This is a genomic window from Actinoplanes sp. NPDC051851 (assembly GCF_040681165.1).
Classification (GTDB): Bacteria; Actinomycetota; Actinomycetes; order Mycobacteriales; family Micromonosporaceae; genus Actinoplanes.
This window is the reverse complement of the sequence record NZ_JBFAYF010000002.1, coordinates 139084-160941: the sequence shown is the minus strand read 5'-3', so window position 1 is coordinate 160941 and position 21858 is coordinate 139084. Positions and strand designations below refer to the sequence as shown.

Below are 21858 nucleotides of genomic sequence, written 5' to 3'. Positions count from 1 at the left end.
CGACAGCTCCCCGGTCCTTTCGGGCATCTCGGCAGACATCGATACTCCCTGGTCAGGGCATTGTCACAGGATCGGCGACGACGCAACGTCCCCGAACTGACGCCTGTCATTGTCGCCCACGCGTCCTCGATACTCGGCCCGATCGTCCACACTGTCGATCCACAAGGGTGGGCCGCTTTGCCCGGACGGTCATCACCCGACGAGGTGACGGGAGACGCATCATGGCGCTGCGCTGGTACTGCTTCGGCGGTTTCCGGGTCGAATCCGACGGGCGGGAGCTCGATCTGGGCGCCATCCGGCCACGCAGCCGCACGCTCCTGCGCTATCTCGCCGCGGCGGCGGGACGGCCGGTGCACCGGGAGCAGATCATCGACGCGCTCTGGCCGGAGCTCTCCGAGGCCACCGCGGTGAACAGCCTGCACGTGGCGGTCTCCACGCTGCGGACGTTCCTGGAGCCCGGGGTCGCCCGCGCGCAGTCCCGCTACATCGTCCGGGACGGGCCGACGTACCGTCTCGTGACCGGACCGGACCTGGACGTCGTCGCGTTCGGCGAGGCGTTCACCGCCGGACGCCGGGCGATGGCCAAGGGCGGACCGGAGGCGGCGTATCTCCTGCAGAGCGCGCTCTTCCGGTACGCCGGCGACCTGTTGCCCGAGGACGGCGCGGCCGACTGGGTGGTGGCCGACCGCGATCGCTATCGGTCACAGGCCGCCGACGCCGCCGCCCTCCTGGCCGAGCTGGAGCTCGACGCGGGCCGGCCGGTCGCAGCGGCCCGCGCGGCCCGGCGCGCCCTCGACCTGGACGACCACCACGACGCCGGGTGGCGGCTGCTGATCGCGGCGCAGCTGCGCTCCGGCGACCGGGCCGCCGCGGCGCGGACCCGGCACCGCTACGAGGGGGTCCTGCGCACGCTCGGCGTCCGGGCAGCGTGAATCCGGCCGATTGAATCCGGGCCGCGTGAATCAGGGCGGCGTGGATCAGGGCCGCTTGAACACCTCGATCTCGGCGATCGCGGGCGGCTTCCCGCCGTAGGCGCCCACCACGGTCAGCCGCATCCGGGTCACGTCGCCGACCGCCATGTCGAAGGTCTGCGGCCCGGCCCGGTCCACGAGATGGAGCCTCTCCTCGGTACGGTCCCCCTCCGGCGTCCACATCTCGACGAGTAGGTCGGCGGGGCGCCCCTGCCTGGCGTACTCCTCCTGCTGCGGGGAGACGCCCCCGTGCACGATCAGGTCCAGCACCCGGATCGGGTCGTCGAAGGTCAGCTCCACCCAGGGCTGCTTCTCCTTACCCTGCGCGGGCTCCCAGAAGCGGTTGTTGAGACCGTCGCCGACCAGCTTCGGCGGGTGGTTCCGCGCCGAAGCGGAGGCGGTGACCCGGTCCGGGGTGACCAGCTTCGGCGTGGCGAGCCGGTCCCGGACGGCGTCGACGGCGCGCTCGCCGTAGTTGACCGCGGCCCAGCCCACCACCAGCAGCAGGACCAGCAGCGCGAGGATCGCGAGCAGCCGCCGGAGCCGTCCCCGCCCCGTCGGCCACCGGAACCGCCACCGCCGCCGGGCCTCCTCGGCCGTCTCCTCGGCGACCAGCGGATGCCCGCAGCGACGGCAGAAGGTCCGGCCCGCCGGGTTCGCCGCCCCGCAGTTCTCGCAGCTCACCTCGCCCGACTCGTCCGGGACGTCGGTGAACTCCCGCAGCACCGGGCGCGGCGCCACCGGCCGTCCGGGCTGGACCGCCCCGGGCTGCTCGCCGGTCGCCACCTTCGCCACGTCCGGCGGTGCGGCGGCGACGGCCTCGGGGCTGGCCTCCGCGACCGGGACGACGAGCGCGGCGGCCCGGCTGCTGGGCGTCTCCTCGACGGCCTTCTGCGCGTCGGCGATCGCCTCGGGCCTGGGCTGCGAGGGCACGAAGAGCAGGGGCGGCTCGGCGACCCGGGCGAACGCGGCGGGCAGGGGCGGCAGCGAAGCCTCCGGCCCGGGAGCCGGTTCCGGCTCGGCCTTCTGCTCGGGAGCCGGTTCCGGCTTCGCCTTCTGCTCGGGAGCCGGTTCCGGCAACGGAGCGGGGGGCGGCACAGGAACAGGCGCAGGGGTCGGTGCGGGAGCGGGAGTGGGAGTGGGAGTGGGAGTGGGAGCAGGGGCGGGCGCAGGGGCGGGCGCAGGGGTCGGAGCAGGAGCGGCGGCGGACCAGTCGAGGAAGTTGCCGCAGACGCCGCAGAAGGCGTCGCCCTGGGTGACCGGGGAGCCGCAGTTCTCGCAGAGGGTCATCGGGTCACCACCTCGACGCGGCAGGGGACGTGGGCGGGGCGGTTGGCCTCGACGAACTCGCGCAGGCGCTCGGCGAGGACCGGTGGCCCGGCGCCGGGGACGCGCACCCGGACGAGCAGCGACGGCTCCGGGGAACCGGGCAGCGGCGAACCGGGGGTGGCCGACCACGTGGTGCCGCCGCTCTCCTCGATCTCCGCGTCGACGCCGAAGACGTCGCGGATCTCGGCGCGCAGGCCGGCCACCGTACCCCGGGAACGGTGCGTCGCGACGGCGTTGATCACACCGGTGCGGCGCTGCTCGACCGGCCAGTCCGGGCCGGCCGTGGCGCCGACCCAGCCGCCGATCCAGTCGACGAAGTCGTCCGGCGCCAGCGCGGGCGACAGGTACGCCCAGAGGTTGTCCAGCACGGCGTGCACCGGGGCCAGCACCTCGTCGAAACCGCCGGTCAGCTGCTGGGTGAGCGGGTCACCGGCGTACACCGAGGGAAGCCGCCGCCCGAGCGGATCCGGCGACCGCAACCCGGGGATCGCCGCCCTCTCGCCGCTCATAGCTGTGCCTCCACGGCGATGCTCTCCCGGCCCTCGCGCGCAAGGCCGTTGTCAGCCTGCGGTGAGTGCCGCTCGGTGCAGTCGATCATCGCGCCTCCACCCGGACCTGGTGCTGGTGCGAGAAGACCAGCGCGTGCCGGTCCAGGTCGATGCGGGTGATCTCGTCGCCGCGGCGACCGGTGAGCGGGTCGGCCGGGAACATCCGGACCTCCTCCACCACCTCGACGCCGGGGAGGCGCTGGAGTACGCCGAAGACCTCGCCGGAGTGCACCGGGCGGCCGAACGGCCATCCGCTGCCGTCCGGGCCGCCCTGGATCGGATCCAGGTACCGGTAGAGCGTCTCCTCGGCGCGGGCACGCAGCCGGACGGCGGACGCCTCGGGACGGGGCCGGAGCCGGGCCACCACGGTGACGCCCTGGTAGAACGGCGGCTCCACGACCAGCCGGGCGCCGACCGGGCGGCGGGCGTCCAGGTCGGCGGCGATCGCGGCGAGCATCGCGTCGCTGGGTACCAGGTCCTCGAACGGGATCCGGCCGGTCTCGTCCGGCACCGCGGCGGGCACCACGAGCAGGCGGACGCCACCCGCGTCGCTCCCGTCCCCGGCCGGCAGGCACCGCACCCGGGCCGCCGCCGGGGCCGCCTGCCGGGCCAGCAGTTCGTAGTCGGCGGCGGTGACCGCCCGGTCCTGGGCCCGCAGCTGCACCGGACCGCGCAGCCGCGCCTCGTTCACCGTCTCGCCGTCCACGCCGCCCAGGGCGGGGCCGCGGTTCTCCACCACGCTGACGTACGGGATGGAGCTGCGCAGCACCGACAGCGCCCGCCGGGCCACGTTCCCCTGCCGCCCGCCGCCGGTCCGGTACCGCCGGATCCGGATCTTCGCGCCGACCGTGGGCACCGCGCCGTACTGCCGCAGCGTGCCGTCCGCCTGCCGCACCGCCGGACCGAAACCGATCTCCCCGGCGGTCCGGTCGACGGTGACGTGCCGGTCCCGCGGCTCCGAGCCGGAGAAGCTGTCCACCTCGGTCCACCGCACCCAGACGTCGCCGTCCGAGGTCTCCACGACCAGCGGTTCGTCGTCCGCCACGATCGGCGGCCGGGCCACCACGAGACGCTGCCCCGGTACGCCCTCCGACTCCCCCAGCAGCTCGTCGGCGATCGTCTCGGCGTGCATCGCGGACACCGTTCCGCCGATGGTGGCGGCCGAGACCGCGCGTACCGTAGGAGGTTGAACGTAGAAGGGCTGACCGGGGGCCGGCTCGACGAGGCGGCAGCGCAGCCATCCCGCCGACTGACCGGCCTGCACCGAGACCGTGTGCCCGGCCGGCACGTGCAGGATCACGTCGCCCGGCCGGTTCAGGCCACCGGTCTCGTCCCGGTCCACGTCACAGGCGGTCCAGCCCTCCCCGGTCCACGCCTCCCAGACCAGCGGGGGCTGCCGCGGGTCGACGCCGACGCCCTCCACCCGGCTGTCCAGGCCGAGCAGCACCGCGCAGTGCGGTACCGCCGCGGAGAGCCCGACCAGCAGGGTGTCCCCGGCCACCGGCGTGGCCTGGAAGACCGGCATGTCCCGGCCCTCGGTCACCCCGTCGAGCAGGTCGGCCGGCGGACCGGACGCGGGGTGCCGCCGCAGCCGGGTCAGCTCGCACGGCACGATCGTCAGGTCGCCGGTGGTGGTGAAGACGACCGCGTCCTCGGTCGCGGTGCGCTCGGTCGCCACCTCGGTCCCGGAGCGTACGGTCACCGGCTGCTCCTGCGGGCCGGAGAGCCAGAACGTCAGGTCGCCGCGGGCCGGCGCCGGCGGGAAGAGCCGCACCCCGATCAGGTCGAGGAAGGTCAGGTAGTTCTTGTCCGGCACCCGGTTCAACCGGTAGATCAACTGGTCGACCATGTGCGCGAACGCCTCGATCAGCGTCACGCCGGGGTCCGACACGTTGTGGTCGCTCCACTCCGGCGCGCGCTGCTGGACGAATCTCTTGGCCTCGTCGACGAGCTGCTGGAAGCGGCGGTCGTCGAGGTTGGGTGCGGGCAGCGACATCAGGCGGCGCTCTCTTCGACGGCGTCGTCGTGCGACGGGATCACGTAGAACGGGAAGACCAGGTTGCGCGGGTCGTTGGTGCCCCGGATGGTGTAGCGGACGTCGATGTAGAGCACGCCGGCGTCCTCCTCGTCGAAGCCGACCACCACATCGGTGACGTCGATCCGCGGCTCCCAGCGCTCCAGGGCGCGGCGTACCTCGAAGGCGATCCGCCCGGCGGTGTTCTCGTCGGCGGGCGCGAAGACGTAGTCGTGCACCCCGCAGCCGAACTCGGGGCGCATCGGGCGCTCGCCCGGCGCGGTGGCCAGGATCAGCCGGATCGCCTCGGCGATCTCCCGCTCCCGGCTGACCAGCGCGATGCCGCCGGTGGCGTCGAGCCGGAGCGGGAACGCCCAGCCGTTGCCGATGAACTGCTCCGCCACCTCAGCCTCCGATCAGGACGTTCGGCGCGCCGGCCACGATCCGCGCGTTGCAGACCAGCTGGTCGTACTGGCGGGCAGCGGGGAAGCCGCCGATCAGCACCTGACCGCCGATCCGGGGCGGGGTGGGCGGGCGGACCACGTTGGTGATCAGGAGCTGGTAGTGCGGGACGCAGGCGCCGGCGGTGCCGACCACCGCGGCGGGTTTGCCGCCGATCAGCACGGTGGGTACGCCCATCACCGGGGGCGGTCCGGGCATGCCGAGCACCCCGGTCGGCGGGCCGGGCACCATCGGCGCGGCCACGTCGCTGATCGGGTCGCCGATGCGTGCGGCGGGCAGATGCATGACGCTCCTCCTCGACAGGTCAGTTCAGCTTCACGATGGGCGCGTGGATGTCGGCCTCGATCAGGCCCGCCACCTCGACCCGGCGGCCCTTGAGCGTCAGGTCGCCCCGGCCGGCGTCGAGGGTGATCCCGTTGCCGCGTACCTCGATCGACCCGGTCGCGTCGATCTCGATCTTCCCGTCGGCGTGCACCACGATCTTCTTGTTGCCGCGGTCCAGGAAGACCACCAGCTTGTCCTTGGCGGTGGCGAGCCGGATGCCCTGCGGGTTGAGCCGCGCGTCGAGCAGCTCGATCCGGTCGTCGCTCCGGTTGGCGAACGAGCGCCGGTTCACCTTGCCGGTCGTGCCGTCGATCAGGTCCGTCTGGTGCGGCGACGGGTCGTCCTTGCCGTTGTAGAGACCGCCGATCACGTACGGGCGGTCCAGCAGACCCTGCTCGAAGCCGACCAGCACCTCGTCGTTGATCTCCGGGCTGAAGACGCCGCCGCCGCTCACGCCGCCGAGCTGGACGGTGCGTACCCAATCGGTCTGGTACTCGGCGTCGTCGGTGAGCCAGGGGAACCGCAGCCGCACCCAGCCCTGGTTCTTGCGGCCGGAGGCGCGCCCCGACTGCCGCGGGTCGGCGTCCACCTTGGTGTCGGTGACGATGCCGATCGCCATCCCGGGCACCCGGACCGGGCGGGCGGGAGCCGCGGTGCCACCGGCCAGCCCGAAGACCGAACGGTCCTGGCGGGCGCTGACCGTCACCCAGGTCTCGTAGACCGACCCCGGCGCGAAGACGTGCCGGCTGGAGGTGATCGTGTACCTGCCGTCGAACTCCGGTCCGACCTTCTTCAGCGTCATCGGCACGCCGGCGCGCAGCTCGGGCCGCCCACGGACGCCGACCTCCAGCTCGGCGAGCGCGGCGGTCACGTCGGCCGCCACGGCACGCGCCACCACCCGGGTCTCCGCCTCGGTCTCGTAGGGCACGTCGGTCACGTTCAGGCCGGCGCCACCGGCGGCGAACTGCGCGATCGCCGTCTGCGGCGTGGTCTTGACGTCGAGCTCGGTGCTCGCGGTCACCGGGAGCTCCGTCTTCACCGACCTCTTCTGTACGGGATCCCAGCCGCGTACGGTCACCGTCGGCACCTGGCCGACCGAGGTGACCGTGGAGCGTACCGAGAGAACGTTGTTGCCCGCTTCGATCACTTTCGGACTCTGCTCGGCGGTCAGCCCGGTGCCCGGCGCCGTCGAGGCCCGCTCGCTGGCCCGGAAGCAGAACTTGCCGTCGACCATGGCCACCTCGGCCTCGTTGTCGACCGCGAGCATCTTGAGGAAGTCCCAGTCGCTGACGTTCGGCTGGGTCAGCATCTCGTACGACCGGGTGAACGCGTCGATCGTCCCGATCGGCAGGCCCGCGGAGGTGGCCAGCTTCCGGGCGATCACCGAGGAGGTCTGCTTCACGAAGCTTCTCACCCGCTGCCCGCGCATCAGCCGGTGCGACAGGTCCAGCGCCCGGATCACCGAGAACGTGCCGGCCCCGTCGTGCTGCGACTCCAGGGTGACCACCTCGCCCTGGAAGAGCAGGATCGCCGCCTGCTGCCCGCGCTTGATCCGGAGCGTCACCTTGGTGCCGATCGCCACGCCGTTCTCGCCGTAGAAGACGCCGTGCTCGTCCCGGAACCGCAGCTCGGCGACGGCCGCCAGGTTGCTGCTGTCCTCGACGATCGCCGAGACCAGGCGCCGCTCCCACTTCTTCGGCAACTGGCCGGGCAGCCCGATCTGGAGGTTGTTGACGTGGTCAGTGCCGGCGCCCACGTCAGCCGTCCACACTGGGCAGCAGCAGCTGCCGCCCGGGCCGCAGACGTACCGGGTCGTCGATGTCGTTCGCCTCGGCGATCACCCGCCACCGGGTCGGGTCGCCGTACTCGCGGTACGCCAGCATCTCCAGGGTGTCCCCCTCGACCAGCCGGTGCACCCGCTGCGCGGTGAGCGTCCCCGAGGTCGGGTTCTGCCCCGGCGTCGACCCGCTGATCTCGGTCAGGCTCAGGTTGCAGGTGGCCCGCAGCGGCGTACCGTCCGGGTCGAAGAGCTTGTAGGTGGCGTCGATCTGACTGACGTACGCGTAGAACGAGACGGTCTGGAACTGCCCCCAGGTGAACTTCACCCACGGCGGGGACGGCGCCTTGGCCGCGATGCTCGCCTTCGTCGGAACACAGCAGGTCAGCAGCGTCTCCACCCGCTCCTGCACGGACCGGTCATGCTTGTCGGTCGCGTCCAGGAAGATCGCCAGGCTCAGCGTGCGCGGCCCCGATCCGCTGAACTCGGCCACCCCGACGTCCTCGGCCGCCCGGACCACGTGCGGGATCCAGTTCGCCGACTTGGAGAGCGACAGCTCGTTCGGATTGAACATGAACGTGATCGGCCCGCCGAGCGGCCCGCCCGGCTGGTCCCCACCGGCCGGCGGTGGTTGATAGAGCTGCAGGCCGGCGGCCACTTTTCCGGTACGTGCCATCAGCCGACCTCGGTGAATCCGTGATAGGCCAGCTCGATGCTCTCCGACGCGACCTCGGACCGGCTCGGGTCGAACGTCGGTCCGGACCAGCGCACCAGCACCACGTCGGCCAGCCCCCACTGCACCAGCAGGGACCGGTCGGGCTTGAGCGCGGCGATCTCCGCCGTACCGCGGCGCACCTTCTGTGGCAGTTTCGACAGATACTTGAACACCTTCGCGGTGTCCGGCGTCAACGGCCGGGTCAGCGTCACATTCGTGTACACCAGCCGCGACGGGAGCTGCCACACGAAGTCGTTGTTCCCGCCCTCCTGATGCTCCTCCAGCTCGACCTGGATCCCCAGCCCGTCACAGGTGTTCCAATCCCCGAGGTCGATACTGTCGATCCGCAGCCGAAAGTGGACGCTGGTCCCTGGATCACTCACGCCGTCCTCCTCCGCCCGTCACCCTCGGTCCCCTTCCACCACGTCATCGCCAGCCGTCCCGCAGGCGTCCCGATCTCTCCCGGCTGGTCCGCATCTCGGCCCGCAACAGCCGCTGCACCGGATCCGCCAGCCGGTGCGCCAGCGCGTCGAGATGCTCCCGCCGGAACAGCTTGATCAGCTTGTGCAGTTGCCGGTCGTCGAGCCCTTGCAGGAGTACGTCCACATCCACCGGAGCACCCCTGTCACCCGGCCCGGCCCCGCTCTGCCCGGCCCCGCCGACGCGCTGAACGGTCGCACCACTCCGCGACCCGATCCCCTGCCCCGCGCCGCTCCGCTGCCCGTTCCCGTGCCCCGCACCGCTCCGCTGCCCGGCCCCTTGCCCCGTGCCGATCCGCGGTCCCGGACCGCTGCGTTGCACCGCGCCACCCGACACCGTCCCGCTCGACGCCGCACCGCTCGACGCCGTTCCGCTCGACGCCGCACCGCTCGACACCGCACCGCTCGACGCAGGGCCGCTCGCCGCCGGGCCGCTCGCCCGCTGCACGACCGCATACGCCGCGCCGCCGGTCCCGGCCGTCCCGCTTCCCGCCAGGAGATTCCCGGGCAGCCCACTCGTACCCGCCCGCTGCACCACTGCCGACAGCGCGCTCCGCTCCTTCGGCGGCTTGATCGAAACCGGTCGCGCGGCGGCACCGTCGCCCGGCACTCCCGCCTCCGGCCCGCCGGCACCGACGACCGGCACGGCGCCCGGAGCCACGCGCTGCACGAGTTCCACACGCGCCCGTTCCGAACCCGCCCCGGCGCGAACCCGCGCGCCACTCCCGCTCGCGGTCTCCGCCGCTCCAGCAGCCGCGCTCCCCGTCCTCGCCCCCGCCCCGCGAGTTCCCGCTCCAGTTCCCGGCCCGACTCCGCGAGTTCCCGCTCCAGTTCCCGGCCCAGCTCCGCGAGTTCCCGCTCCAGTTCCCGTTCCGCGAGTTCCGGCTCCGGTGTTCCGCCCAGATCGCTGCACCACTCCGCCCGGGGCCGCCGCGATTCCACCGCTTCCCGCCGTCGGCACCTCGACGCGAAGCCCGGAGACCCGCACGACCGGACGCACCACGGTTCGCCCACTCTGCCGGCTGGCTCTGAGGGGTGCCTCAGCCCCCGGAACAGACCCCTGAGCACTAGCCGCCCCGCCCCGGCTGGCGCTGACGGCTGTATCGGAGCCCGTGACAGACCCCTGAGCACCGGCCGAGTCGACGCGGCCGGCTCGCACGACCGCATCCAGACTCGGGTTCCGTAGCTGAGCGCCAGCCGAGTCGGTGGGCTTCACCCGGCTGGTGCTCACGGGTGCCTCGGAGCCCGCGACAGACCCCTGGACACCAGCCGAGTCCGCACCGCCGGCCCGCGAGCCCGGACCGCCGGACCGCGGGTACGGACGGCTGGCCAACGAATCCGCATCACCGGCCCGCGAGTCCGGACGGCTGGCCCGCGAGTCCGCATCACCGGCCCGCGAGTCCGGACGGCTGGCCCGCATGACGGGATCCAGGCTTGAGCTCCGTGCCTGAGCGCCGGCCGAGTCGGGGCGGCTGGCGCTCAGAGGTGCATCGGGAGCCGGGATGGACCCATGAGCGCCAGCCGGGACGGAACCAGGCCGCTGGGCGGGACCGGAGTGCTGGGCGGGACCGGGGTGCTGGGCGGGACCGGCGGAGTTGTCGGCGGCGGGTAGCACGGAGCGCTGTACCAATGGCGCGCCCGGGGTCGTCGCACGCTGTGACTGACCGGGGACTACCGGCCGCTCACCACCCGGCACGGCGGGACCGGTGGGGGTGGCAGGACGAACAGGTTCTGCCGGGCGAGCGGATTCAATCGGGCGAGCGGATTCAGGCGGGCGAACCGATTCAGGCGGGCGAACGGGCTCGGCCGGACGAATGCGCTCGGTGCGCTGGGCGGGTGGGGTCGAGGACATCGAGGCGGGCGGTGTCGACATTGGAGCGCCCAGGCCACCCGGGCGGGGCTTGCCCGGCGTCACGTCCCGGAGCGCAGCCGACGGCGAGTCGCCACCTCTCCCCCTAACCGACATCTCTGATTTGTCGCCGAAGGAGCCGGCGGTCGGTGCCGACCTGTCCGGTGGAGTATCCGGAGTGCCGGTGAGACGCCGGGCGATCACGGGGTTCGGAGAATCAGGCGCGGCACCCCGAGATCCTCGAACAGCCGGTGCGGCGCCGGGAGAACCAGGAGCGGCAGGTGCGGTGCCGGGAAGACGAGGAACGGTGGGTGCGGTGCCGCCGGGAGGGGGTGAAGCCGGGAGCGGGCGTGGTTCGGAGCCGGAGGGGGCCGGAGTGTCTGCGGTGTTCGAGGTGGGAGAGAGCGGCGCCGGGCGGCTGACCACGCGTGGCGGGCGGTCCTGGTTCGCCGGGCCGAAGCGGGCGGTCGCGGGGGCGCCCTCCATCGGGTCGCCGAGGCCCGACACCCGGGGGCGGCGGACCGTGGGGGGTGCGGGCGACCTCTCGGGAACAGCAGCGGACGAGCGCTGGAGCACCGCGGGATTCGACTGATCTGGAACGGTCACGGGCGGCGGGACGGCGGCGGAGTGCAGGGGCATGTCGATCGGCGCGGAAGTGGCCGCTGAGGCCGTGCCGGGTGAAGAGCTCGAAGCCGTGCCGGGTGAAGAGCCCGAGGCCGGGCCGGGTGAAGCGGTTGAGGCCGTCGTGCCGGGGGAAGCGGGTGAGGTCGCGCTCCTGGCGATCGGGTGGCGTGGGCGGGTCGGCAGGCGACGGGCGGGCTCGGACCGCGGTGCGGAGATCAGGGAGCGGCCACGCGCCGACGGGCGTACCGGCACCGCGGCGGAGGAGGCACGCCCGGAACCCGGCGGAGTCGCGCTGGAGGAGGGCCCGGAGGAGAGCGGCGCGGGCACGGATGCCCCGGACGGACTCGACGGGACCGCGAGGGGTGCCGGGTCCCTATCGGAGGGAGCGGCGGAGGCGGGTTCGGCGGGAACGCGCAGCGGCATCGACGGCGCGGCGGCAGACGGACTCGGGGCAGACACGCGCGAGGCCGGCGGGCGCGGGGGGCCGGCGGGGCGTAGCAGGTCGCGGAGGACTCCCGCGGGGGCGGTCGCGTCGCGATGCTTGGCCCACGGCGTACGGAAGGAAGGGTTTTGAACTGTGGAGAGGGATGCGGTGAACCGGGCGGCGTCGCTGAGCAGGTCGAGAGGGCGGTCGGCCAGGGACGGGCGCAACGGGGGGAGCGACGTCCAGGCCGGCTCGGGCTCCCGGGGCGCCGCCGGAGCGGGAGGCTCGGTGGGCGCCGGAGCGGAACCGCGCCGCCGCAGCCTGTCCCAAACCGCCATGGTGTTACCGAACCTCGTTCATCCTGGTGTTGATGCGCGCGATCTCCTCCACGTGGCGGAGACGGTCGGCGTGGGTGAGGCCGAGGATCTCCGCTCGCGGCCAGTGGAAGTGGTAGGCGACGTACGCGACCTCCTCGTGGAGACGGTCGGTCCCGTACGTCACGATTCCCCCAGGCGGCTGCCGGCCAGGTCGACGTCGAACGACGTGTCGCAGTTCGGGCAGGTGACCTCGGCGAGGGTGTGGCCCTCGGCGTTGATCCGCCGGTAGAGGTCCTGGAGGAAGGCCAGGTCCGAGGCGAAGAGCCGCTCGATGGTCTCGGTACGGATCGTGGTGATCGTGCCGATCCGGGTGACCACGAGGCTGAGCAGCACCACCGACAGGTACGCCGGGTTCTGCTTCACCCGGACGTCGATCAGCGGCGCGAGCTCGTCCCGCGCGGTGGCCAGGCGCATCGAGCCGTCCCGGTGCACCTGGCCGTCCTCGTCCACGTACCCCCGGGGGAGGTGGAAGGTGAACTCGGTCTGCAAGCGGACCGGGGGTTCAGCCTCCGTGGGGAGATCCGGCAGGACCTCCCCCGCGGATACGCTGCGGCGCCTCATGACGTGCTGATGTCCTCGTAGACCACGGTGACCTTCTCGGTCGCGGCGGTGGAGTCGCCGGCCTTGAGGCTCGGGCCCTCCCACTTGTTGACCCAGGCGTTGGTCAGCTCGAAGCGCCGGCCCTCCTGGCGCTGCGAGTCGTTGATGATGATGCTGATGTGCTTACGGGCGTCGTCGACCGCGCCGTTCAGGAACGTCTTCTTGATCCACTCGGTGAAGGCGCTGCTCTTGTCGAGGCCGCGGGTGATGGTGCACTCGCCGCCCTTGCGCGCGCCGGGGATCTTGCGGATGACCAGCTCGCCGGTCGGGGTCACCTGCTGGACCTCGATGGCGTCGAGCTCGAAGGTGAGCCCGCTGACCTCCTGCACGTACTCGACCTGGATGCCACCGAGCTCCACCGAGAAGCTGTGGACGATGAGAGTGTCGCCACCGGCCATTGTCGCCGCCTTCCTTTACTGGTTGCTCGTCGCCTATTCGTTGACGAGGCTGGTGCTGTCGGAGAACTGCGAAAGGCGGAAGACCACGAACTCGGCCGGCTTGACCGGGCAGAGGCCGATCTCGCAGACGACCTGGCCGCGGTCGATGACCTCCGGCGGGTTCGTCTCGGCATCGCACTTGACGTAGAACGACTCGGCCGCGGTGGCGCCGAACAGCGCGCCCCGCCGCCACTCCTCGGTCAGGAAGGCGTTGATGTTGCGCCGGATGGTGCCCCAGAGCCGCTGGTCGTTCGGCTCGAAGACGATCCACTGGGTGCCGAGGAGGATCGACTCCTCGATGTAGTTGAAGAGGCGGCGCACGTTGATGTAGCGCCAGGCCGGGTCGGAGGAGAGGGTACGGGCGCCCCAGACCCGGACGCCGCGGCCCGGGAACGCCCGGATGCAGTTGACGCCGATCGGGTTGAGCAGGTCCTGCTCGCCCTTGGTGACGTTGTTCTGCAGCTCGACGACGCCGCGCAGGATCTCGTTGGCCGGGGCCTTGTGCACGCCGCGCTCGTTGTCGGTGCGCGACCAGAGGCCGGCGATCAGACCGCTCGGCGGCATCATCACGTTGCGGCCGCCGGCCGGGTCGAAGACCTTGACCCAGGGGTAGTAGAGCGCCGCGAACTTGGAGTCGTAGCCCGCCGTCTCCTGCCGCCAGACGCGCACCTGCTGGGCGCTGAGCTCCGGCGGGGCGTCCAGGATGGCCAGCCGGTCGCCCATCTGCTCGCAGTGCGAGATCAGCGCGAGCTGCGCGGCCTTGACCTCCTCCAGGCTGAGCGCACCCTGCTGGTACGCCGCCATCAGGTCGGGCGCCACCACCATGGTGACCTCGTCGATCGCCTCGAGACCGCCGAGACCGGAGCGGGTGTCCACGTCACCGGCGAACTCGTCGACCGAGATGCCGGAGGGGACGACGTCCGCGCCGGGCGCCGGGGTGGGCAGCGCGACCGACTGGTTGGCGGGGCGGGCCAGCGAGTTCGCGGCGGCCGCCTCCTCCAGCACGATCAGCTTGGAGTGCTCGCGGACCTGGGCGACCACGTTGTTGTCGGCGCGGCGCCGGAACGAGCCCTGGAAGACCTCGGCCTGCTGACCGTTCTGGCTGACGACGAGGCGGAACTGGTCGTCGCCGGTGCCGTCGCCCTCCGGGTCGGCCACCTCGACGGTGATCTCACCGCCGGCCGCGGAACCGGCCAGGGCCGCCGCGCGGAAGGTGCCGACGCGGACCGGCGAGCCGTTGGAGAGCGCCTTCTGCCCGTTGCCGCTGACGTTCCCGGTGGCCGGGGTGCCGACCCGGACGACGTACGCGACGCCGCCGCCGTTGGCGAAGTAGCCGTAGACCGAGTTGGCCAGGTAGGTGCCCTCGACCATGCCGCCGAAGACCTGGACGTACTGGCTCCAGTTGGTGACCAGGGTCGGCGTGTGGAAGGGGCCCTTCTCGGCGAACCCCACGAACGCCGTCACGGCGGTGCCGACACCCTCGATGGGACGAGAGCCGCTCGGCGCCTCCTCCACGTAGACGCCGGGAGACAGGTACGTCGGCATACGGAACCCCTTAAACCCGTAATGGTGGACCCTGCCAGCCTCGCCGGGACGCCGTGCGGTTCCAAGGTCCGTCGGGGCGTACCGGAGGGCACAAAGCGTGCCCGAGCGACCGCCGCGCGGTGGTGTTGACTGAGGGGATGCGACAGGGGCTCGACCGGACCAGACCGGATCAGAACCGGACGGCCGGGCCTCGTCTACACAGGACACATCTTGCCCCGGAAGCGGCCCGTCTGCATCTCCTGCAGCGCAGCATCGGCAACGCGGCGGTCGGCCAGGTCGTCCAGCGGGCCCTCGCACCACTCGCCCCCGAGGAGGCGGCGCGCCGGGAGGGGCTGCTGACACAGGCCGTCAAGGTCACCCCGCAGGGCTACGCCACCGCGCACGGCAAAGACGACGTGACCCGGCTGACCCGGCCACAGCTGATGGACTACCTGGTGATCGCGGTCCTGGACGACCTGGACGCGGCGATCGGCATGGCCGCCACGGACGAGCAGGAGAGCAGGCTGAAGGCGGAGAAGACGAAGGTCGACACCCTCCGCCGGAATGTGCGCACGCTGACCGCCGGGCAGGAGGTGGGCGAGCAGGCCGCCTTCCTGGACGGTCTCATCCCGCTCATCAACCAGGCGCTGCGGGGGCGGTCCGCACACGCGACCCGGTACAGCGTGAACCCGCAGCTGCAGGGGCACCAGCACAACGTCCTGAACAAGGGAAGTCAGCAGGCCATGTCGACGACCTGGGCCGACGACCAGGAGATGTGGGACAAGGCCGGCCCCGCCCTGGGCACCGCGGGATTCGAGACCGGCCCCAGCGCCGCCCGTACCCCCGGCCAACTGCCGATCGAGAGGCTGACCTGGGCGAAGGCCCGGGCCATCCTGCCCCGGCCGATGCTCAACCTGCTCTTCGACGTGCGCTACCAGTTGGAGAGCGGATCCCTCCTGGACGAGCGCACGGCGGACGAGCGGGGCCGCCGGGTGAAGAGCCCGACCGAGCCCGGCACGCTGCGCAGCTGGCACCAGGACGACGCCGGGAAGCTCCCGAAGGCCAGCCAGGAGAACGTCCCGGCGGAGAGCGCGCTCCTGCAGGATCACTACCATCGTGCGTCACAGAGCGGGGCCGGCTCGTCCGTGCAGAACGCCGCCGAGGCCCCTCGTGGCCTGGCGGAGTACACCGGTGCCGGGTCGAAGGGCGAGCACAACACCAAGATCGTGCTCGACTACCGGAGCAAGCGGATCTACCTGACCCTCACCCACTATCAGTACTGGGCGCTGGTCAAGGTGGACGGCACCACCGAGTTCTGGCCGCTGGAGACGCAGAGCGAGGAGGACGCCCGTGGCCGGATGGAGACGCGGCGTGCCGACCGGAAGATCACCCCGGAGCTGATGAGCCCGTGGATCGAGATCGACATGGGCACGCCACGTCCGCAGGCCACCTGAGCCCGGTCAGCCGATCGGCAGCAGGCGGCCCATCTTGCGGTACTCCCGTTCCGCCGCCGCGACCAGGTGGGCCATGGTGACCGGGCCGCCCGAGGCCGCCGCGAGGTAGCCGGCGCTGATCGCGCACGCCCGGATCGCGCCACCGGAGAGCTCGTACATCCGGGCGCACCGGACCAGGTCCACGTCCGTCGCGCGCGGCAGCTCGGTGCCGAGGCAGTGGTCCCAGAGCGCCCGCCGCTGCATGTGGTCCGGCACCGGGAAGTCGACGATCACATCCAGCCGCCGGATGAACGCCTCGTCCAGGTTGGACCGCAGGTTCGTGGTCAGGATGGCCACCCCGTCGAACGACTCCATCCGCTGGAGCAGGTAGGCGCTCTCCATGTTGGCGTACCGGTCGTGCGCGTCGCTCACCTCGGAGCGCTTGCCGAAGATCGCATCCGCCTCGTCGAAGAGCAGCACGCCGTTGACGCCCGCCGCCTCGGTGAAGATCCGCTCCAGGTTCTTCTCGGTCTGGCCGACGTACTTGTCCACCACCGTGGAGAGGTCGACCACGTACATGTCCAGGCCGAGATCCGCGGCGACCACCTCGGCCGACATGGTCTTGCCGGTGCCCGAGTCGCCGGCGAAGAGCGCGGTCACACCGCGTCCCCGTCCGCCGCCGGGCCGCAGGCGCCAGTCGCCCAGCACGCGCTCCCGGTGCCGCACCCGTCCGGCCAGATCGCGCAGCTGCTCACCGGTGTCCGGCGGCACCACCAGGTCGTCCCAGGTCACGCCGGGTTCCACCCGCCGGGCGAGCTGTTCCAGACCGGCGGCGTTCTGACTGCGTACACCGTCCCGGATATGGTCGCCGCCGATGCGCTTCGCGCCGGCGATCAGGGCCTTCTGCGCCGCTACCGCAGCTGCCTTCCGTGCCTGCTTCACACTCAGGACGTACGGCGAGAGCTCCCGTGCGACGTCGGTGCCCTCCTCCGGACAGAGACCGAGATCATCCAACGCCGCCGACCAGACCGCCACCCGCCGTTCCGCCCCGAGCGGTGGCGCCGTGACCAGCACGGGCGGACGAGAGGACCACAGGGGATCCCACCGGGACCGCCCGGTCAGCAACACCGGGACGGGCGCGTCGAGCAGCCCGGCGAGCAGCCCGATGTGCGCCGGGTCGACCGGCCCGCCGATCAGGCCGCCACCCGCCAGGCGCGTCTCGCGGACCGCTGCGGCGACCGCCTCGGCCGGGGCCGGATCGCCGGCCAGCGCCTCCAGGTCCAGGTGGAACGCCGGGCGGCCCAGCCCGGCCAGCGCCGCCGCGGCGAGCTCCTCGGCCGCGCCGCCCGTCGGGTCGTGCACGTACGCGAGCCGGTGCCCGGCCGTCAGCGCCTCGATCAGCCCCGGCGAGCTCTCCTGGAACCCGGACGCCGGGCGCAGCAGGCGGCCCAGGCGCGGGTCGGGACGGTCGTCGCCGAGCAGGTGCCCGGTCACCCGGTCCGGGACCCGCAGCGTCCGGGTCAGGAACGGCCGGTCCGCCTCCTCGACCAGCAGCAGCCCGCCGTCGACCAGCGGGCACCCCGCGGTCAGCCGGGCCCGCGCACCGCCGAGCACCGAGGGCACCCCGCACAGCTCGATGGCGAGCCCGACGGTGGCGCGCGGCCGGGTGACGTCGTCGTTGAGATATCCGTAAAGCCGCTCGTACCGCCGGTCGAGGTCCGGCAAGAGCGCGATCAGCAGGAGTTCGACGTCGAGCGGGAGCAGGCCGAACTCCTCGGCGAGCCGGCGCAGCGGCACCGGGGCGCCGGCCTTCTCGGCACGCTCGGCGGCCTCCTCGGCGGCGTCCAGCGCGTCCCGGTCGACCAGGTCCGGCAGCGGTCCGGCGGCCGGGTCGTCGAGCAGGCGGCGCACCTCGGCGTGCGAGATGTGCAGGCCCCGCAGCGGGTCGTCCGGCTGCGGGTCGGTGGACTGCCGCACCTCGACGGCCCGCCGTACCCGCTGTTCGACCAGCGTGACCCGGGCGCCGAGGTACGCGGGCCCGGCCGTCTCCGGCTCCGGTCGCCCCAGCTCGTCCGGCACCGATTCCTCCGGGGCGCTCACCGGCGCTGTCCCAGCGGCCGGCTGCCGTCACCGCGGCGGCGGCGCTCGGCGGGCAGTTCGCGTTCCCGGGGCCCGCCCAGTGCGCCGTCCGGGTCCTCGGCCGGGACGTCCGGCAGGTTGAGCCGGCGGGACTCGTCCGCTCCGGACTGCACGTCCCGGGTCCGCAGCCGCAGCCCGTCGGTGACCGCCGCGGCGGCCCGGACGCTGCCGCCCGCGAGCGGCGCGAGGACCACCAGGTCGAGCGAGGGCTTCAGGTTGCCGCCGAGCGCGGTCCAGATGTCCGCGAGACCCCGGTCCCGCGCGGGCGGTACGGCGATCGTCATGGAGACCGGCATCCGCAGCCCGGCGAGCGTCCCGGTGAGGCGCTCCGGCGGCACCGCGTCGTACCGGACCAGGCCGGCGAGCAGGATCGACAGGATCCGGTGCTCGTCCTGCGGCCGGCTGGTCCACGCGGTCACCAGGTAGGAGAGCGAGAAGTAGCGGGGCGCGTCGTGCTCGGCCACCACCGCGCCGTCCGCGGCGTACTCGACCGCCGAACCCTCCTGGCGCAGCGTCATGTCCTCCTGGATGTCGTAGAGGAACAGGTTCACCGTCGGCGCGGTCCGCCGGGCGGTCCACTCCTTGGTCGGCGCGTCGAACGCCACCTGCACGTCGGTGCCGGGCAGGGTGTCCTCGGTCAGCAGCGCCATCAGCGCCGCGTCCACCTCGTCGATCACTTACGCCACACCAGACCCGGTGGCTGCTGCGCCGGCTGGACCACGAAGAAGTCCGCCTCGGCCGGGCTGAACCCGGAGCCGGTCGCCAGCACCCTACGGGCGCCCAGCTCGTCCTTCCAGATCACCAGCAGTTGCGCGTCGAACCGGCCCTTCGCGTCCGGCACCGCCGGGTTGGCCGCCACGGTCACCCCGGTGTCCCAGGCCAGCCGGACCTTGACGCCGGGCGGGAAGTCGAAGCCCCGGACGCTCGTGACGAACCCGGGCGGCCCCACCTCGGGGGTGACCTCGATCCGCGGTTCGAGCACCTGGAACACCTTGCTGACGTCGAGGTCGTCCAGGGTGTCCGCGGTGATCGTGCCGCGTACGGTCGTGCTGGTCTTCTTCCCTGGCACCAGGATGAACGTCAGCGTGCTGACCCCGCCCGCGGGCAGGTCGCCGATCCGGCAGACGGTCGCGTCACAGGCACCCGGCCGGGAGACCACCGGGATGCCCGAGGGCAGCTTCGGCTCGATGGTCACGTCCGTGGCGGTGCTGCCGCCGATGTTGCGGATCGTGTACCGCACCGTGGTCCGGTGACCCACGAAGGTCGGCGACGGGTTGATCACCACGCTGACCACCAGCTCCGGCGGGTCCGGCGCCACCGGCGGCACCGGCGGGACCGAGGCGGACGCGCTGGGTGAGGCCGGGGCCGACGGGCTGGGCGAGGCGGGCGGCGCCTCGGCCGTCACGCCGACCGACGCGGTGTTGTCCACCGGGGAGGCGTCGTAGAGCCAGCCGGCCGCCGTCCAGCTCAGCACTCCGGTCACGGCGGCGGACGCGGTGATCGTCGCCCGCACGACGACCGTCACGCCGATGCCCGGCGAGCCCAGGTCGCAGCGGAGCGCGTTGACGTCGCAGGTGCCGGTGTCGGTGGCCAGGTCGGTGACGCTGAAGCCTGCGGGCACGGTGAAGTCGACGTGCACGCCGTTCGCGGTGACCGGGCCGTTGTCGGTGACCGAGAGGTTCACCGTGGTGGTCTCGCCGGTGGTGAAGGTCTCCGGCTCCTTGACCACCGCGGTGGTCAGATCGCTGGCGTGCTGCCAGGCCGGCCACATGTGACGGCCGGGGATCTCCCAGGTCAGGCCGTCGCGGTCCCCGCTGCTCATCTCGTACGACTTGACGTAATCGGGCTCGGTGTCCGCGGCGTACCGGCGGGCGGTGTGCGCGAGGTACGCGCCGTCCGGCGACCAGTCGATCTCGCGCGGGTGGTGCGGCCCGTCGTCCGGTGCGGTCAGCGTGCCCGAGCAGGTGTCGCCCGCCGGGACCAGCACCCGGCAGCCCCCACCGGCCGGGTTCATCACGAGCATGCCGTCCGGCGCCCGGCCGAACGCGATCTCGTTGCCGTCCGGGGAGTAGGCGGCGCCGTAGTCGGCGCGCCCGGTGCCGCCCGACAGCAGGGTCAGGTCGATCGGGGTGCCGGTGCCGTCGGCGGACGCGGTCCAGATGTGGCTGTTCGCCGTGCTGCCCTCGGTCTGGCCGTGCGAGTAGACCAGCGTCGTACTGTCCGGCGACCAGGCCGGCTGGGTGTCGCCGACCGCGTCGTAGCTCGTCGGGATCGTCGTGACCAGCGCGCCACTGGACGCGTTCACGACGACGATCCGGGCCGCGGCTCCCGGCGTACGCAGGACATAGGCGATCCGGGTCCCGTCGGGTGACCAGACCGCCTGGGTCTCCGACCCGGTGGCCGTGCGGTCCGGCAGCGTGAACTGCGCGGCGTTGGTGCCGTCCGCCCAGACCGTCCAGAGCCGCGCCACCCGGGTCGTCCCCTCGGTCTGGAAGCGGCTGATCAGGATCCGCTGCCCGTCCGGCGAGTACGACGGCCGGGACGTCCACGGGTCACCGCCGGTGGTGTTCCAGAGCAGGTCCGGGTTCGCGGACGCGCCGGTGTCCTCGCGGAGCACGGTCAGGCCCAGGTCCCGCGGGTCGACCGCGTCCGGCCGTACGTCGGAGAGGTCCGCGGTGTAGCGGTCCGCCGCGGTGGTGCGGGTGATCAGCAGGCGCTCGCCGGAGCCGTCCGGGTCGTACCAGCTCGGGGTGCCGACCGACCGGTCCTCCTGGAGCTGGAGCTCGGCGATGCAGGGGCAGCCGTCGGCGCGCGGCACGCCGCTGTACACCTTCTCGACGTCGTCCATCGCGCCGTCCGGCTGGGTGCTGCGGCTGACGAACGCGACCGTGACGCCGTCCGGCGACCAGGCGGCCTCCCGGCTCTCCCACACGCTGTTCAGCATCAGGTGGTCGGCGGTGCCGTCCGGGGCGACGATGTGCACCTTGCGGTCGTTCGCGCTGGCCGGCGCCGCGGTGTACGCGATCAGGCTCCGGTCCACCGGGTTCCAGGACGGCTCCCCCGCCCCACCGGCGACGTCCGTGACGTAGGCCGCGGTGCCGTTCACGACCGGGATGCACCAGACCTGCGGCACATCGCTCCCGCGCTTGCCCTCGAAGGCGATCTCGGTACCGTCCGGCGACCAGGAGGGCCAGTAGTTGTCGCCGGTCCCGTCGGTCACCCGGGCCGGAGTGCCCCCGGCGACCGGGACGGTCCAGACGTCGCGGGCACTGCCCTGGCCCTCGCGGGTCATCGCGTACGCGATCGTGGCGCCGTCCGGCGAGACCACCGGATGGCTCGCCACCTGCGCGGTGTCCGTGGTGAGCTGCCTCGGGTCGCCGCTGCCGGTCCGGACCCAGACCTGCGCGAGCCGCGACGTACGGCGGCTCACCCAGGTCACGGTGGCGCCGCGGGCCGAGGCCTCGTCGTCGAAGTGCTGCACGGTGGTGTTGAAGAGCGGGGTGGTGACCGCGGTGGCGCCGCTGCCGGTGATCACACCGATCGACCGGTGGGCGGTGCCCACATAGGCCACCCGCAGGTCGGACGCGGCCAGCGGCGGATCGCCGGGTGCGGCGCCCGCCTCACCGGCGACCACCGCCCACACCACCGGCACCGCGACGAGCGCGGCCAGCGCGGCGGCCGTGAACGTCCGAGACATTCGCACGTGAGACACCTCAGGGAAGACAGACGGGGTTACATCGTCAGACGGAAGCCCCGGCGCCCGCACCGGGCGCCGGGGCAGTTCTGGGGGCAGGATCTGTGCCCTCGGCCGAAATGCCGAACCGGCCGGATC

19 protein-coding genes are annotated in these 21858 nt (G+C 72.8%); 3 read left to right on the top strand and 16 right to left on the bottom strand.

The features are described from left to right. The first annotated feature begins 221 nt into the window (after nucleotides 1–221). Nucleotides 222–932, top strand: coding sequence for a BTAD domain-containing putative transcriptional regulator (locus AB0M08_RS03230; protein WP_364487544.1), 711 nt, complete (start codon nucleotides 222–224; stop codon nucleotides 930–932). A 45-nt stretch (nucleotides 933–977) separates the two neighbouring features. Here the strand turns inward: AB0M08_RS03230 and AB0M08_RS03225 are convergent, their stop codons facing one another. The 9 genes from AB0M08_RS03225 to AB0M08_RS03185 all read right to left on the bottom strand — a co-directional run bounded on the left by AB0M08_RS03225 (nucleotide 978) and on the right by AB0M08_RS03185 (nucleotide 9298). Then, nucleotides 978–2261: a zinc-ribbon domain-containing protein gene (locus AB0M08_RS03225; RefSeq protein ID WP_364487541.1), complete on the bottom strand. Its 1284-nt coding sequence runs from the start codon at nucleotides 2259–2261 to the stop codon at nucleotides 978–980. After that, complete coding sequence (locus AB0M08_RS03220) at nucleotides 2258–2809, bottom strand: phage tail protein (protein WP_364487538.1); 552 nt, start codon at nucleotides 2807–2809, stop codon at nucleotides 2258–2260. The genes AB0M08_RS03225 and AB0M08_RS03220 overlap by 4 nt, the downstream gene beginning before the upstream one ends. A gap of 85 nt (nucleotides 2810–2894) precedes the next feature. Continuing rightward, the gene (locus AB0M08_RS03215) at nucleotides 2895–4844 is read right to left on the bottom strand and encodes a putative baseplate assembly protein (protein WP_364487535.1); all 1950 of its coding nucleotides are present in this window, start codon (nucleotides 4842–4844) and stop codon (nucleotides 2895–2897) included. Continuing rightward, the gene (locus tag AB0M08_RS03210; protein ID WP_364487532.1) at nucleotides 4844–5266 is read right to left on the bottom strand and encodes a GPW/gp25 family protein; all 423 of its coding nucleotides are present in this window, start codon (nucleotides 5264–5266) and stop codon (nucleotides 4844–4846) included. The genes AB0M08_RS03215 and AB0M08_RS03210 overlap by 1 nt, the downstream gene beginning before the upstream one ends. Nucleotide 5267: 1 nt before the next feature. Further along, a complete protein-coding gene (locus AB0M08_RS03205; protein ID WP_364487529.1) occupies nucleotides 5268–5609 on the bottom strand; it encodes a PAAR domain-containing protein in 342 nt (113 codons plus the stop codon). A gap of 19 nt (nucleotides 5610–5628) precedes the next feature. After that, nucleotides 5629–7404: a VgrG-related protein gene (locus AB0M08_RS03200; protein ID WP_364487526.1), complete on the bottom strand. Its 1776-nt coding sequence runs from the start codon at nucleotides 7402–7404 to the stop codon at nucleotides 5629–5631. 1 nt (nucleotide 7405) lies between these two features. After that, a complete protein-coding gene (locus tag AB0M08_RS03195) occupies nucleotides 7406–8101 on the bottom strand; it encodes a LysM peptidoglycan-binding domain-containing protein (protein ID WP_364487523.1) in 696 nt (231 codons plus the stop codon). Continuing rightward, a complete protein-coding gene (locus AB0M08_RS03190; protein WP_364487520.1) occupies nucleotides 8101–8523 on the bottom strand; it encodes a phage tail protein in 423 nt (140 codons plus the stop codon). Before AB0M08_RS03190 ends, AB0M08_RS03195 begins: the two co-directional genes overlap by 1 nt. 43 nt (nucleotides 8524–8566) lie before the next feature. Beyond that, entirely contained in the window at nucleotides 8567–9298 is a 732-nt protein-coding gene (locus AB0M08_RS03185; protein WP_364487517.1) for a hypothetical protein, read from the bottom strand. Between the two features lie 1546 nt (nucleotides 9299–10844). Between AB0M08_RS03185 and AB0M08_RS03180 the strand changes: the two genes are divergently transcribed. Next, a complete protein-coding gene (locus AB0M08_RS03180; protein WP_364487514.1) occupies nucleotides 10845–11060 on the top strand; it encodes a hypothetical protein in 216 nt (71 codons plus the stop codon). A gap of 798 nt (nucleotides 11061–11858) precedes the next feature. Here AB0M08_RS03180 and AB0M08_RS03175 read toward each other — a convergent pair. Genes AB0M08_RS03175 through AB0M08_RS03160 form a run of 4 tightly spaced genes read right to left on the bottom strand, consistent with a single transcriptional unit; the run spans nucleotide 11859 to nucleotide 14475 of the window. Further along, nucleotides 11859–12017, bottom strand: coding sequence for a DUF6760 family protein (locus AB0M08_RS03175; protein ID WP_364487511.1), 159 nt, complete (start codon nucleotides 12015–12017; stop codon nucleotides 11859–11861). Continuing rightward, nucleotides 12014–12454: a hypothetical protein gene (locus AB0M08_RS03170; RefSeq protein WP_364487509.1), complete on the bottom strand. Its 441-nt coding sequence runs from the start codon at nucleotides 12452–12454 to the stop codon at nucleotides 12014–12016. Before AB0M08_RS03170 ends, AB0M08_RS03175 begins: the two co-directional genes overlap by 4 nt. Beyond that, nucleotides 12451–12891 (bottom strand): phage tail protein, encoded by a 441-nt coding sequence (locus AB0M08_RS03165; protein WP_364487506.1) that lies wholly within the window; start codon nucleotides 12889–12891, stop codon nucleotides 12451–12453. The genes AB0M08_RS03170 and AB0M08_RS03165 overlap by 4 nt, the downstream gene beginning before the upstream one ends. 33 nt (nucleotides 12892–12924) lie before the next feature. Further along, the gene (locus AB0M08_RS03160) at nucleotides 12925–14475 is read right to left on the bottom strand and encodes a phage tail sheath subtilisin-like domain-containing protein (RefSeq protein ID WP_364487503.1); all 1551 of its coding nucleotides are present in this window, start codon (nucleotides 14473–14475) and stop codon (nucleotides 12925–12927) included. Between the two features lie 137 nt (nucleotides 14476–14612). On the opposite strand from AB0M08_RS03160, the gene AB0M08_RS03155 reads away from it, so the two are divergent. Continuing rightward, nucleotides 14613–15908 carry a hypothetical protein gene (locus tag AB0M08_RS03155; RefSeq protein WP_364487500.1) on the top strand — a complete coding sequence of 432 codons (1296 nt, stop codon included), beginning with the start codon at nucleotides 14613–14615 and terminating at the stop codon, nucleotides 15906–15908. Between the two features lie 6 nt (nucleotides 15909–15914). Here the strand turns inward: AB0M08_RS03155 and AB0M08_RS03150 are convergent, their stop codons facing one another. From AB0M08_RS03150 to AB0M08_RS03140, 3 genes are read right to left on the bottom strand one after another with little or no spacing between them, the layout of a single operon-like run. After that, entirely contained in the window at nucleotides 15915–17987 is a 2073-nt protein-coding gene (locus tag AB0M08_RS03150; protein ID WP_364487497.1) for an ATP-binding protein, read from the bottom strand. Continuing rightward, complete coding sequence (locus AB0M08_RS03145) at nucleotides 17984–18703, bottom strand: DUF4255 domain-containing protein (RefSeq protein ID WP_364487494.1); 720 nt, start codon at nucleotides 18701–18703, stop codon at nucleotides 17984–17986. The genes AB0M08_RS03150 and AB0M08_RS03145 overlap by 4 nt, the downstream gene beginning before the upstream one ends. Further along, nucleotides 18700–21723 (bottom strand): hypothetical protein, encoded by a 3024-nt coding sequence (locus AB0M08_RS03140; RefSeq protein ID WP_364488022.1) that lies wholly within the window; start codon nucleotides 21721–21723, stop codon nucleotides 18700–18702. Before AB0M08_RS03140 ends, AB0M08_RS03145 begins: the two co-directional genes overlap by 4 nt. Nucleotides 21724–21858: the final 135 nt, after the last annotated feature.